We start from the raw sequence: 13,529 nt of genomic DNA on the forward strand, positions 1-13,529 counted from the left end.
CGCCCCCACACCTACACCCGGGTCGGTTTCAACCCGCCGCACCCTACGGTTTTGCCAATTTTACAAGGAGAGCCGCGCGCACGATTGCGTGTAGGACGCGTCTTATTTGCTGAGCAGGCGCATCGCCCGCTCCAAGCCTTCGAGGGTGATCGGGAACATCCGGTTGTTCATGATCTGGCGAATCACGGCGATCGACTGCCGGTACTGCCAAAGGTTCTCCGGCTCGGGGTTGAGCCAGGCGAACTTGGGAAACGCGCTGGTGAAGCGCGCCAGCCAGGCGGCCCCGGCTTCCTCGTTGTTGTACTCGACCGAGCCGCCCGGGGCCAAGACCTCGTAGGGGCTCATGGTGGCGTCGCCGACGAAGATCACGCGGGTATCAGGCGGGTACTTGCGCAGCACGTCCCAGGTCGGGAAACGCTCGCTGTGGCGGCGCCGGTTGTTCTTCCACAGGTAGTCGTAGACGCAGTTGTGGAAGTAATAGAACTCCATGTTCTTGAATTCGCTCTTCGAGGCCGAGAACAGATCCTCGACGCGCTCGATGTGGTCGTCCATCGAGCCGCCGACGTCGAGCAGCATCACCACCTTGATGCGGTTCTTGCGCTCGGGCTGCATGCGGATGTCGAGGTAGCCGGCGTTGCTGGCGGTGGCGCGGATGGTGTCGTCCAGCGCCAGCTCGTCCGCCGCCCCGCTGCGCGCGAAGCGGCGCAGGCGGCGCAGGGCCACCTTGATGTTGCGCGTGCCGAGCTCGCGCTCGTCGTCGTAGTCGCGGTAGCTGCGCTGCTCCCACACCTTGACGGCCGAGCGGTTGCGGCCCTGGCCGCCGATGCGGATGCCCTCGGGATTGGTGCCGCCGTGGCCGAAGGGCGAGGTGCCGCCGGTGCCGATCCACTTGTTGCCCCCTTCGTGGCGCTCCTTCTGCTCCTTCAGCAGTTCTTCCAGGCGCTGCTGCAGCTTGTCGTAGCCGAGCTTTTCCAGCTGCGCCTTCTGTTCGGGCGTCAGCTCGCGCTCGAAGCGCTTGATCAGCCAGTCGAGCGGAATCTCGGCCTTCTCGTCGAACACCGCGTTCACGCCCTTGAAGTAGGCGCCGAATGCGCGGTCGAACTTGTCGAAATGGGCCTCGTCCTTCACCAGGGTCAGGCGCGCCAGGTAATAGAACTCGTCGAGCGAGGGAGCGATGACCTGCTCCTGCATGGCCTCGAGCAGGGTCAGGAATTCCTTGATCGTGACCGGGACCTTGGCGTCGCGCAGGGTGTAGAAGAAATCGATCAGCATGGGGCTTACCTGGCGTGGCGGGCCAGCCTGTCGTGCAGCTGCGACTTGATCGCCGGCCATTCGGCGCGCAGCACGCTGTACATGACGGTGTCGCGCACCGTGCCGTCGCGCCGCATGTGGTGGTGGCGCAGCACGCCGTCCTTCTTTGCACCGAGGCGCTCGATGGCGGCCTGCGAGGCGAAGTTCTCGCAATCGGTGCGCCAGCCCACCACGCCGCAGCCCAGGGTATCGAAGGCATGCGACATCAGCAGCAGCTTGCAGCTGGTGTTCACGTGGGTGCGCTGCACCCGCTTGGCGTACCAGGTGTAGCCGATCTCGACCCGGCCGATGTCGGCCATGATGTCGTGGTAGCTGGTGGTGCCGAGCACGGCGCCGGAGGCGGCGTCGATGACGGCGAAGGCCAGGCGGTTGCGGGTGTCCAGCGCGGTGGCGATGTACTGCTCGGTGTCGTGGGGCTCGGGCACGCTGGTGACGCGCAGGGTCCACAGTTCGCCGTCGCTGGCGGCCGCGCGTAGCGCCTCGGCGTGGTGCATGGCCAGCGGTTCCAGGCGCACGCCGTTGAATTCCAGGGTGACGGGCGCGACCCGGATCATCGGTTGGTCCTCGACATATATACCAGGCGCTCGAACAGGTGCACGTCCTGCTCGTTCTTCAGCAGGGCGCCCGCCAGCGGCGGCACCACGGCCTTGGCGTCCTGGCTGCGCAGGGCTTCGGCCGGGATGTCCTCGGCCAGCAGCAACTTGAGCCAGTCGAGGAATTCCGAGGTCGAGGGCTTCTTCTTGATGCCCGCCACGTCGCGCAGCTGGTAGAAGGACTGCAGCGCGGCGGCCAGCAGGTCCTGCTTCAGGGCCGGGAAGTGGACCTTGACGATGTCGGCCATCGTCTCGCGGTCGGGGAATTTGATGTAATGGAAGAAGCAGCGGCGCAGGAAGGCGTCCGGCAGCTCCTTCTCGTTGTTCGAGGTGATGATCACCAGCGGGCGGTGCTTGGCCACGACCATCTCGCGCGTCTCGTAGACGTAGAACTCCATGCGGTCCAGTTCGCGCAGCAGGTCGTTCGGGAACTCGATGTCGGCCTTGTCGATCTCGTCGATCAGGAGCACCACCGGTTCCGGCGCGGTGAAGGCCTGCCACAGCACGCCCTTGACGATGTAGTTGTGGATGTCGCGCACGCGCTCGTCGCCCAGCTGCGAGTCGCGCAGGCGCGAGACGGCATCGTATTCGTACAGGCCCTGCTGCGCCTTGGTGGTCGATTTCACGTGCCACTGCATGAGCGGCATGTCGAGCGCGGCCGCGACCTCTTCGGCCAGCATGGTCTTGCCGGTGCCGGGTTCGCCCTTGATCAGGAGCGGGCGGCCGAGGGTGAGGGCGGCGTTGACGGCCAGTTTCAGGTCGGCGGTGGCGACATAGTTGTCGCTGCCTTCGAAGCGTTGGGAAGCTTGCATCGCGGATGGCAAATAAGAATGAAATGAAGCCGAGTATATGCCAGAACCGGGGCGGTGACGGTACACACGCTTTGTAGACTGGTGCCAACTCTTCAGATAGAATCGACAGGTTGGTGGACCATTTGCTAACTTTTTGTGCGTCTGCGGTATTCGAATTACAACTAACGAGCCACACCATGAAAAACACTGTAGCAGTATTGGTACTGGCCGCGTGCGCCAGCACCGCCGCGGCAGCGGACGTCGTCGGAGACCCGAAGTCCGCACGCAGCAAGATCGAGATGTGCATTGGCTGCCACGGCATCGCCGGCGGCTACAAGACCGCGTTCCCCGAGGTCTACCATGTTCCCAAGATCGGCGGCCAGTCCGCCAAGTACATCGAGTCCGCCCTGAAGGCCTACCGCAAGGGCGACCGCAAGCATCCTTCGATGGTCGGCATCGCCTCGTCCATGAGCGACCAGGACATCGCCGACGTGGCGTCCTATTACGCCCAGCAGACCCCGGATACCGCCAAGCGCTAAGGACAGCCATGAAAAAACTGATTTTCGCGCTGGTCGCCGGCGCATTTTGCGTGACCGCCTCCGCGGCCGACGTGGCCAAGGGCGAGGCCCTGGTCAAGAAGTACAACTGCGCCGCCTGCCATGGCGCCGACTACAACAAGCCGATCGACCCGACCTATCCGAAGCTGGCCGGCCAGCACGCGGACTACCTGGCCCACGCCCTGCGCGCCTACAAGCGCGGCGCCGGCGCCAACGGCCGCGTCAACCCGATCATGGCGGGCCAGGTGCAGCCGCTGTCGAACCAGGACATGGCCGACATCGGCGCCTACCTGGCCAGCCTGCCGACGCAGCTGGTGACCAGCAAATAAGCCGCCGCCGCCGGCCGCACTGCGAACCCCTCCACTGGAGGGGTTTTTCATTTCCACGGTCCATTCACCAGGCATGAATCCATGAAGCGCCTGCGTCCCCTCCTGTTCATCTTCCTGGCGATGCTGGCCGCCGTCGCCGCCCTTGTCCTTGTCGCGCCGGCACAGGTGACGGCGGCGATCTTCAGCCTCGACCGCGCGCGCTCCGGCCTGGAACGCAAGGAACTCGTCCTGCCCGGCGGGCAGCGCATGGTCTACCTGGAGGGCGGGCAGGGCGAGCCCCTGCTGCTGCTGCACGGCTTCCGCGGCAACAAGGACCATTTCACGCGCGTGGGGCGCTTCCTCACCGGCCGCTACCGCGTCATCGTGCCGGACCTGCCCGGCTTCGGCGAGTCGGTGGATGCGCGCGATGCCGCCTACACGCCTGCGGCCCAGGCGCGTACGCTGCACGCCTTCGCGCAGCGGCTCGGCGCCGATCGTGCGCACCTGGGCGGCAGTTCGATGGGCGGGCAGATCGCGCTGCACTACGCCGCGCTGTATCCCGGCGCGGTGCGCAGCCTGTGGCTGCTGGCGCCGAACGGCGTGCCGGGCGCCCAAGCCAGCGAACTGGCCGCGGCCGTGGCGGCCGGCGGCCCCAATCTGCTGATGGCCAGCGACGAGGACGAGTTCGACCGGCTGTTCCAGCTGGTGATGGCCGATCCGCCCTTCATGCCGCGCTTCGTCCGGGATGTGCTGGCCCAGGAATCGCTGCGGCGCCAGTCGCTGCACGAGCGGATCTATGCGGATGTCCATCGCGACCGGTCGCTGGGCGACGCGCTGCGCGCGGTGAAGGCGCCGGCGCTGGTGGTGTGGGGAGAACAGGACCGTGTGCTGGACGTGTCCGGCGCGGCGGCGCTGGGACGCTTGCTGCCGCGGGCGCGGGTGATCGTCATGCCTGGGGTGGGGCACCTGCCGACCTTGGAGCGCGAGGAAGGGGTGGCGCGGGATTACCTGGCGTTCCTGGGGGCGCTGGAGCGGGGCTAGGAGCTGGTAAGATACGGGCCCTTTGCTGCGGGGGCTGCGGAGCTGCATGCAAACTTGGGTCCCCGCGAAGGCGAGGACCCAAGTTCGCCAGCACACCACCAGCCCCCGCACGCACCGAACCCCTGGAGTCCCCGTGTTATCCCCCACCCACCTCAAAACCAACCTGCTCAGCGGCCTGACCGTCGCCCTTGCCCTGGTCCCCGAAGCCATCGCCTTCGCCCTGGTCGCCCACGTCTCGCCGCTCACCGGCCTGTACGCCGCGGTGCTGGTTGCCCTGATCACCTCCGCCTTCGGCGGCCGCCCCGGCATGATCTCGGCCGCCGCCGGTTCGCTGGCGGTGGTGATGGTCGCGCTGGTGGTCCAGCATGGCGCCCAGTACCTGTTCGCGGCGGTGGTCCTGATGGGCGTGCTGCAGCTGCTGTTCGCCGCGGCCCGGCTGGGCAAGTTCATCCGCATGGTGCCGCATCCGGTGATGCTCGGCTTCGTCAACGGCCTGGCGCTAGTGATCTTCATCGCCCAGTTCGGCCACTTCAAGACGCCGGGCCCCGATGGCGCGCCGCAGTGGATGGGGGGCGCCGCCCTGGCCACGATGCTGGGCGTGGCCGCCGCGACCATGGCCGTGATCTACCTCACACCGCGCCTTACCAAGGCCGTGCCGTCCACCCTGGTCGGTATCCTGGCCGCCACCGCCGGCTGCGCGCTGCTGGGCATCGAGACCAAGACCGTGGGCGACCTCGGCTCGATCGCCGGCGGCCTGCCGTCCTTCGCATTGCCGGATGTGCCCTTCACCTGGGAGACGCTGCGCATCGTCTTCCCCTACGCGCTGGTGATGGCCGGCGTCGGCCTGATCGAGTCGCTGCTGACCCTGACCCTGATCGACGAGATCACCGACACCCGCGGCCAGCCGAACCGCGAAAGCCTGGCGCTGGGCGCGGCGAACGTCGTCACCGGCCTGTTCGGCGGCATGGGCGGCTGCGCCCTGATCGGCCAGAGCATGATCAACGTGAACAGCGGCGCCACCGGGCGCCTGTCGGGCATCGCGGCTGGGCTGTTCCTGCTGTCCTTCATCCTGGTGGGTTCCCGCTGGATCGAGCAGATTCCGCTGGCGGCCTTGATCGGCGTGATGTTCGTGGTATGCGAGAAAACCTTCGAATGGGGCACCTTCCGCCTGTTCGGCAAGGTGCCGCGCGCGGATGCGCTGGTGATCGTGCTGGTGGCCGGCATCACCCTGGCCTACGACCTGGCGGTCGCGGTGCTGGCCGGGGTGGTTGTCTCGGCCCTGGTGTTCGCCTGGCAGCATGCCAAGCAGGTGAGGGCGGGCGCCTACCTCGACCCGCAGGGCTGGAAAGTCTACGAGCTGGAAGGCACGCTGTTCTTTGCCTCAGTCACCGACTTCCAGCAGCTGTTTACGCCCAGGGACGATCCGCAAGACGTGGTGATCGAGTTCCGGCGCGCGCGCGTGGCCGACCATTCGGCGATCCAGGCCATCGATGCGCTGGCCGAGCGCTACCGCCAGCTGGGCAAGCGCCTGCACCTGCGCCACCTAAGCCCGGATTGCCGGGAGCTGCTGGAGAACGCACGCGATATGGTCGAAGTGAACGTCCTGGAAGACCCGCGCTACCACGTGGCCGACGATAAACTTTCTTAAGCGAAGGCGCGCCGCCGCACGCACTCGACGTAGTTGTCGGTGTCCGGCGGAAGGCCGTTGCGCTGCGAGGTCCAGATCATCTCGCCCAGGCATTCCATGATCTCGTGGTGCGCCTCGTGCTCGCCGCGCTTGGCCACCAGGGCGTCGTGCGCGGCCTTGATGCCGCGCGGCTGGTCGATCGAGACCTGCTCGACGATCGACAGGTGCATGGACAGGTGCAGGAAGGGATTCGGCTTGCCGCCCTCGACCGAGTAGTCGCGTGCGATCGCCTCTTCCACGTCCTCCAGTTCGGCGTGGTATTCGGGATGCTGGGCGATCCAGTCGGCCGCGATGGCGTCCATCGGGGTCAGGATCTCGCCCTTGCGGTGCTTGCGGAGGGCGTCGCAAAAGAAACGGCGCACGTCGTGCGAAGACGGGGTGAACATGGCTGGGAGAGTGCGGAAAAGGGGAGAGCCGGCATTGTAGCGCGCCTCACCCGTTCGTGTTCGCCGTCCCGCAGGCCTGGCGCTGCTGTGCCCGCGCCTCCTGTTCTCCCTCGACCTTGCCTGCGATCTTTCCCAAGGTGATGATTTCCATTCCCGGCCCGCTATAGCGTACAGGCAAGCTTGCGAGATTCACATGCTGGCAGCGCTAGGCATCGGGGCGGCGGCAAGAATGGCGAAGGAAGGCAGGAATGCGAGGCCGACGATTCATCGGCGCACTGTACCGCAGGGTATTGTAATTATTGCAATGTTTTGCGCATAATCAATCCTGTGCAAGCGCACACAGGGGAAGGAAGGTGCAGGAGAAGCCTTGCGCTTCTCCTGCCGGACTACTTGTTCGGCGCAAGCACGAGCGTTTCCGCGGCGCCCGGTGTGGCCAAGGTCGGCGCGCCGGTCGTGGCCGCCGCCTGGGCCGGCTTGTTGCCCGACTGCGAGCGCGGCTGGCGCAGGTAGCGCGCCGTGTGGCGGCGTTCGCCCTGCGGGCCGTGTCCACCCTTCGGCCAGGTGATGAAGCGCGACAGCTCTTGCAGCGCGCGCTGGTAGACGTCGCGCTTGAACTCGATCACCACGTCCAGCGGCACCCAGTAGTCATGCCAGCGCCAGGCGTCGAACTCGGGATGGTCGGTCAGGCGCAGGTTGACGTCGTTATCGCGCGCCACCATGCGCAGCAGGAACCAGATCTGCTTCTGGCCGCGGTAATGCCCGCGGATCTCGCGCTTGATGAAGTGGTCGGGCACTTCGTAGCGCAGCCAGTCGCGGGTGCGGCCAATGATCTTCACATGTTCCTGGCGTAAGCCGATTTCTTCCTCCAGCTCGCGGTACATCGCCTGTTCCGGCGTCTCACCGTATTTGATACCCCCTTGCGGAAACTGCCACGAGTGCTCGCGCACCCGCTTGCCCCACCACACCTCGTTGTTGGCGTTAAGCAGGATGATGCCGACGTTGGGGCGAAACCCTTCACGATCGAGCATAAGTGCACCTCGAAACTTTCTGCCGGCGGAGCGTTCCTTATATTTTTACCTACAAATGGGAAGCTTGAAAAACCTGCTGCGCGTTGCACTGTCGGCCTGCGATGCTCGCTGTACATTCGTACAGCTGCGCTTCTTAGCCAACATTGCTGCCGCTCGCGACGGTTTTACAAGCCTCCCACCAGCGTCCTTGGAGGACCCGTCCCGCTTGCGCGGCAGGCGCTGCCTGTCTCGGATCCATTTGTAGAAAGTTTGGACGCATCAGCCGGCTAATCCTTTAAAATTAAGGTCGATTATAACTCTCTCTTTTTAAAAAGAATTCACCGATATGCGCGCCTCACGATTTTTTATTTCAACTCTTAAAGAAGCGCCTTCCGACGCGGAGATCGTCAGCCACCAGCTGATGATGCGCGCCGGGATGATCAAGCGCCTGGGCTCCGGTATTTACACCTATATGCCGATGGGCCTGCGCATCATCCGCAAAGTGGAAAACATCATCCGCGAAGAAATGAACCGTGCGGGCGCGATCGAACTCCTGATGCCGGTCGTGCAGCCGGCCGAACTGTGGCAGGAAACCGGCCGCTGGGACAAGATGGGCCCGGAACTGATGCGCGTCAAAGACCGTCACGGCCGCGACTACGCCATCCAGCCGACCTCGGAAGAAGTCGTCACCGACGTCGTGCGCAGCGAGCTCAAGTCCTACCGCCAGCTGCCGATCAACTTCTACCACATCCAGACCAAGTTCCGCGACGAGCGCCGTCCACGCTTCGGCCTGATGCGCGGCCGCGAGTTCACCATGAAGGACGCCTATTCCTTCGACCGCGATGTCGAAGGCATGCAGGTCTCCTACCAGACCATGTTCGACGCCTACGTGCGCATCTTCAACCGCTTTGGCCTGAAGTTCCGCGCGGTGGCGGCCGACAACGGCGCCATCGGCGGCACCGGTTCGCATGAATTCCACGTCATCGCCAGCACCGGCGAAGACGCGCTGGTGTACTGCCCGAGCTCGGACTTCGCGGCCAATATCGAGGCCGCCGAAGCGCTGGCCCTGGGCGAACGCGGCGCGGCCAGCCAGGCACTGACCAAGACCTCGACCCCGGGCAAGACCAAGTGCGAAGCCGTTGCCGAGCTGCTGAACATCCCGCTCCAGCACCACGTCAAGAGCATCGCCCTGACCGTCGAGAACGAAGGCAAGAAGCAGTACTGGCTGCTGCTGCTGCGCGCCGACCATGAACTCAACGAGATCAAGGTCAGCAAGGTCGAAGGCCTGAAGGACTTCCGCTTCTCGACCGAAGCCGAGATCCAGGAAGCCTACGGCACCGTGCCGGGCTACCTGGGTCCGATCAACACCAAGGCCCCGGTCAAGGTCGTGGCCGACCGCACCGTCGCCAACATGGCCGACTTCGTGTGCGGCGCCAACGAGGTGGATTACCACTACACGGGCGCCAACTGGGGCCGCGACGTGCCGGAGCCGATCGTGGCCGACCTGCGCAACGTGGTCGAAGGCGACGCTTCGCCGGACGGCAAGGGCGTGCTGGCGATCGAGCGCGGCATCGAGGTGGGCCACGTGTTCCAGCTCGGCACCGCCTACTCGCAAGCCATGGGCGCGACCTACCTGGACGAAGGCGGCAAGCCGGTCCCGCTGCAGATGGGCTGCTACGGCATCGGCGTGACCCGCATCCTGGGCGCGGCGATCGAGCAGAACTTCGACGACAAGGGCATCGTCTGGCCGGACGCCATCGCGCCCTTCGAGCTGGTGCTGTGCCCGATGGGCCTGGACCGCAGCGAGATGGTCAAGGAGCAGACCGAGAAGCTTTACGCCGACCTGCAGGCAGCGGGCGTGGACGTGATCGTCGACGATCGCGGCCTGCGTCCGGGCGCGATGTTCGCCGACTGGGAACTGATCGGCGTGCCGCACCGCGTGGTGATCGGCGAGCGCGGCCTCAAGGAAGGCAACCTGGAATACCAGGGCCGCCGCGACGCCGAGGCGACCAGCGTGCCGGTGGACGGCATGGTCGGCTTCATCAAGGACAAGCTGGGCAAGTGAAGCGGTTCCTGCCTGCCTCCTGGATCGGAGGGCTGCTGCTCGCGGCCGGACTCGGGTTGTCGCTCGGGTTCGGCGGGGCGGCGCACGCCGGCAACCAGAAGGAAGAGGCAATGGCCGACTCGGTGCGCCTGGCGCTGGCCAACGCCATCGCCGACGCGCGCCCGCCCAAGCCGGTGCTGCGCAGCGAGGCCGCGCGCCAGCGCTACCAGCAGTGGTTCGACGAGATGTCGCGGCGCCTGGCCAAGCGCATCCCCGATCCTTTCTCGCGCACCGAATTCCTCGAGACCGTCTGGTACGAATCGACCCGCGCCGGACTCGATCCGGCCATGGTGCTGGGGCTGATCCAGGTCGAATCGGCCTACCGCAAGTACGCCATCTCGATCGCCGGCGCGCGCGGCTACATGCAGGTGATGCCGTTCTGGACCAAGGTGATCGGCGACGGCGACCGGCGCAAGCTGTTCCACATGCAGACCAACCTGCGCTATGGGTGCTCGATCCTGCGCATGTACATCGACATGGAGAAGGGCGATTTGTACCTGGCGCTGGGCCGTTATAACGGCAGCCGGGGCAGGCCGCAGTATCCGAATGCGGTGTTCGCGGCGTGGAAGAAGTGGGAGTTCAAGCCGACGGTTTGAGCAGCCTTTCGGTCGGCGTTTAGTGTTAGCTCATGCCCGTCATTCCCGCGAAGGCGGGAACCCAAGTTCGCTGCGTATCCCCTTGCGTTTGAAGACAGTGGCTGCGCACGAAACTTGGATCCCCGCCTTCGCGGGGAGTCATTGCCGCCAGTGGCGGGAATGACGTTCCGAGGGCGCAGGCTATCCCCATCGGGTGCGAACTGTCTAGCGCCCCAAGTCCTATACAAACCCACAACATATCGTCCCGCCATACCCCCCGCGCACAGTGTAGACTCACCGCTTTCCCCCGTGAGGTGCCTATGCGACCGACCACTCTCGCCACCGCGGCCCTGCTGGCCCTGCTCGCCGGCTGCGCAGCCACGCCGCCCGCAACGACTCCGCTGCAGTCCTCCAGCGCGCCCGCCGAACGCGCCAGGAACGTGATCTTCTTCCTCGGCGACGGCATGGGCATCAACACGCTCACCGCCGCCCGCATCTACGCCGTCGGCGAAGACGGCGAACTGGCCATCGACCAGCTGCCCGAATCGGCCTTCGTCAAGACCTTCTCCAACAACGCCCAGGTCACCGACAGCGCCGCCTCGATGGCGGCCTACATGACCGGCGTGAAGCAGAACAACGGCGTGATCTCGATGTCGGCCGATACCGTGTCGGTCGCCCCCGGCCCTGACGCCAACGGCAACAACCTGGTCAGCCGCTGCAGCACCGGCAGCAAGGTCGACACCCTGCTGGAACTGGCCCGGCGCCGCGGCATGGCGCTCGGCGTGGTGACGACCACCAGCGTCACCGACGCCACGCCGGCCGCCACCTATGCCCACGCCTGCCACCGCAAGCTCGAGACCGACATCGCGGCCGCGCTGGTGCCGGGCGGCGCCGGCTACAACGGCGCGCTCGGCCCGCGCGGCCTGGACGTGGTGTTCGGCGGCGGCGTGCAGTTCTTCACGCCTTTCGCGGCCGGCGGCAAGCGCGCCGACAACCGCGACCTGCTGGGCGAACTGAGCGCCCAGGGCTTCCGTGTCGCGCGCGACACCGCGCAGTTCAACGCCCTGGTTCCCGGCCAGCCGGCCATCGGCCTGTTCGCGCAGAACCACCTGGCCTATAACGAAATCCGCAATCCGATGGTGCAGCCGGACCTGCCGCAGATGACGCGCAAGGCCATCGACCTGCTGGCCCCGAACCCGAACGGCTTCTTCCTGATGGTCGAGAGCGGCCTGATCGACCATGGCCTGCACGCGACGCTGGCCAAGCGCGCGCTCCAGGAAACCGTGGTCTACAACGACGCCCTGCAGGCCGCCATCGACCGCATGCAGGCCATCGATCCGGGCCTGAAGAACACGCTCATCGTGGCCACCGCCGACCACGACCACACCCTGCTGCTGAACGGCTACACGGTCCGCACCGGCAAGACCACGCCCACCAATCCGGGCGTGCTGGGCCTGGTGCGCGGCCTGGACGGCAAGCCCAAGCTGGACAAGGACGGCATGCCCTACACGGTGATCGGTTTCGGCACCGGCGAGAACCGCGTCGCCGGCAGCCGCGCCAAGCGGGGACCGCTCACCGACGAGATCGTGACGCGCGACGACTACCACCAGGAAGCCGTGATCCGCACCCGCACCGGGGCCGAGACCCACGGCGGCGCCGACGTCTTCCTGGGCGCCGCGGGCGCCGGGTCCGAACTGTTCCGCGGGACCATCGACAACACCCGCGTCTTCAGCCTGATCAAGACCGCCGCCGGTCTGTAAGCCAAGGAGCCACCATGAACCTTCGACGCCTTCCCTTGCTGCTGGCCGCCAGCCTCCTTGCCACCCACGCCGCTGCCGCCCCGCAGGCGAAGAACATCATCTTCTTCCTGGGCGACGGCATGGGCCCGACCACGATCACCGCCGCCCGCATCTACAAGGGCGGCGAGGACAGCCTGCTCGACTTCGAGCGGCTGGAACGCACCGCGCGCATCAAGACCTATTCCAACGACTTCCAGACCACCGACAGCGCGCCCTCGATGGGCGCCTACATGACCGGCATCAAGATCAACAACGACGTGATCTCGATGAAGGATGCGCGCGCCATCGACCCGACCAAGGACGGCGTGGACCGCTGCGGCGCCGGCAACGGCGCGGCGGCGCCGACCATCCTGGAACTGGCCAAGGCGCGCGGCAAGGCGGTCGGCGCGGTCACCACGACCGAGCTGACCCACGCCACCCCCGCCTCGACCTTCGCCCACGCCTGCCACCGCGACGCCGTGTACACGATCGCCCAGCAGATCGTGCCGGGCGGCGCCGGCTACAACGCGGCGCTGGGCGACGGCGTCGACGTGCTGATGGGAGGCGGGCGCGCCCACTTCACGCCGCGCGGCGCCGGCAATCCCGACGGCCGGCCGGACGGGCGCGACTTGATGAAGGAGTTCGCTGCGCAAGGCTACTTCGTGGCCACGACGCGCGCGGACATGATGTCGGCGCGCGTGGGCCGCAAGTTCGTCGGCATCTACAGCGCCAGCGACCACCTCGATTATTCGCTCAAGCGCCGCGCCGAGCAGCCGACCCTGGCCGAGATGACGGCCAAGGCGATCGAGTTGCTGTCAAAGGACCCGGATGGCTTCTTCCTGATGGTCGAAGGCGGCAAGATCGACCACGCGCTGCACGACACGCGTCCCAAGGACGCGCTGGCCGAGACGGTGGCCTTCGACGAAGCGATCCAGACCGCGCTGGACCGCATGCGCGCCATCGATCCGGGGCTGGAGAACACCCTGGTCGTGGTGACGGCCGACCATGACCACACGATGGTCCTGAACGGCTATCCGAAGCGCGGCAACCCGGTGCTGGACGTGCTGCGCGACTACGCCAGCGGCGAGCCGAAGAAGGATGCGGACGGGAAGACCTTTACCACGCTGGTGTTCGGGAACGGGCCGAACCGGCCGGATGTGCGGGCCGATGTGGACAGCAAGACGGCGCTCAGTAACGACTACCTGCGCGAGACCGGGGTGCGCACGGAGTACGAATCGCACGGGGGCGGGGATGTGAAGCTGTATGCGGCGGGGGCGGGGTCGGCGCCGTTCAAGGGGACGATGGAGAATACGAAGGTGTTTCACTTGATGAAGGCGGCGGCGGGGTTGTAGGTCGCGCCGTACAAGCAAACTTGGGTCCCCGCCTGCGCG

At 66.2% G+C, this 13,529-nt stretch carries 13 protein-coding genes; 8 read left to right on the forward strand and 5 right to left on the reverse strand.

The annotated features are described in order from the left end of the window. Positions 1-102: 102 nt before the first annotated feature. The 3 genes from KBW98_RS22090 to KBW98_RS22100 are packed head-to-tail and all read right to left on the reverse strand — an operon-like array spanning position 103 to position 2,716. The gene (locus KBW98_RS22090) at positions 103-1,272 is read right to left on the reverse strand and encodes a VWA domain-containing protein (RefSeq protein ID WP_211522324.1); all 1,170 of its coding nucleotides are present in this window, start codon (positions 1,270-1,272) and stop codon (positions 103-105) included. Between the two features lie 5 nt (positions 1,273-1,277). Further along, the gene (locus tag KBW98_RS22095; RefSeq protein ID WP_211522325.1) at positions 1,278-1,865 is read right to left on the reverse strand and encodes a GNAT family N-acetyltransferase; all 588 of its coding nucleotides are present in this window, start codon (positions 1,863-1,865) and stop codon (positions 1,278-1,280) included. Beyond that, a complete protein-coding gene (locus KBW98_RS22100) occupies positions 1,862-2,716 on the reverse strand; it encodes a MoxR family ATPase (protein WP_211522326.1) in 855 nt (284 codons plus the stop codon). Before KBW98_RS22100 ends, KBW98_RS22095 begins: the two co-directional genes overlap by 4 nt. Positions 2,717-2,892: 176 nt before the next feature. Between KBW98_RS22100 and KBW98_RS22105 the strand changes: the two genes are divergently transcribed. From KBW98_RS22105 to KBW98_RS22120, 4 genes are all read left to right on the forward strand, one after another. Then, positions 2,893-3,234: a cytochrome c gene (locus tag KBW98_RS22105; protein ID WP_211522327.1), complete on the forward strand. Its 342-nt coding sequence runs from the start codon at positions 2,893-2,895 to the stop codon at positions 3,232-3,234. Between the two features lie 8 nt (positions 3,235-3,242). Further along, a complete protein-coding gene (locus KBW98_RS22110) occupies positions 3,243-3,581 on the forward strand; it encodes a cytochrome c (protein ID WP_211522328.1) in 339 nt (112 codons plus the stop codon). A gap of 81 nt (positions 3,582-3,662) precedes the next feature. Next, a complete protein-coding gene (locus KBW98_RS22115) occupies positions 3,663-4,601 on the forward strand; it encodes an alpha/beta fold hydrolase (RefSeq protein ID WP_211522329.1) in 939 nt (312 codons plus the stop codon). A gap of 133 nt (positions 4,602-4,734) precedes the next feature. After that, positions 4,735-6,249 carry a SulP family inorganic anion transporter gene (locus KBW98_RS22120; protein ID WP_373888992.1) on the forward strand — a complete coding sequence of 505 codons (1,515 nt, stop codon included), beginning with the start codon at positions 4,735-4,737 and terminating at the stop codon, positions 6,247-6,249. On the opposite strand, the gene KBW98_RS22125 is transcribed toward KBW98_RS22120, so the two are convergent. Further along, a complete protein-coding gene (locus KBW98_RS22125; RefSeq protein ID WP_211522331.1) occupies positions 6,246-6,674 on the reverse strand; it encodes a DUF1841 family protein in 429 nt (142 codons plus the stop codon). The two genes, KBW98_RS22120 and KBW98_RS22125, sit on opposite strands and share 4 nt — an antisense overlap. Positions 6,675-7,060: 386 nt before the next feature. After that, on the reverse strand, positions 7,061-7,702 hold the full coding sequence (locus tag KBW98_RS22130) for an RNA pyrophosphohydrolase (RefSeq protein WP_211522332.1): 642 nt from the start codon (positions 7,700-7,702) through the stop codon (positions 7,061-7,063). Positions 7,703-8,027: 325 nt separating this feature from the next. Between KBW98_RS22130 and KBW98_RS22135 the strand changes: the two genes are divergently transcribed. The 4 genes from KBW98_RS22135 (at position 8,028) to KBW98_RS22150 (ending at position 13,490) form a co-directional block, all read left to right on the forward strand. Beyond that, entirely contained in the window at positions 8,028-9,746 is a 1,719-nt protein-coding gene (locus tag KBW98_RS22135) for a proline--tRNA ligase (RefSeq protein WP_211522333.1), read from the forward strand. Continuing rightward, the gene (locus tag KBW98_RS22140; protein WP_373888993.1) at positions 9,743-10,381 is read left to right on the forward strand and encodes a lytic transglycosylase domain-containing protein; all 639 of its coding nucleotides are present in this window, start codon (positions 9,743-9,745) and stop codon (positions 10,379-10,381) included. The genes KBW98_RS22135 and KBW98_RS22140 overlap by 4 nt, the downstream gene beginning before the upstream one ends. Positions 10,382-10,680: 299 nt before the next feature. Beyond that, positions 10,681-12,120, forward strand: a complete 1,440-nt coding sequence (locus KBW98_RS22145) for an alkaline phosphatase (protein ID WP_211522334.1) — start codon at positions 10,681-10,683, stop codon at positions 12,118-12,120. 14 nt (positions 12,121-12,134) lie between these two features. Beyond that, complete coding sequence (locus KBW98_RS22150; RefSeq protein WP_211522335.1) at positions 12,135-13,490, forward strand: alkaline phosphatase; 1,356 nt, start codon at positions 12,135-12,137, stop codon at positions 13,488-13,490. The last annotated feature ends 39 nt before the right edge of the window (positions 13,491-13,529 follow it).

This window comes from Massilia sp. ST3, from assembly GCF_018119405.1.
Classification (GTDB): Bacteria; Pseudomonadota; Gammaproteobacteria; order Burkholderiales; family Burkholderiaceae_D; genus Telluria.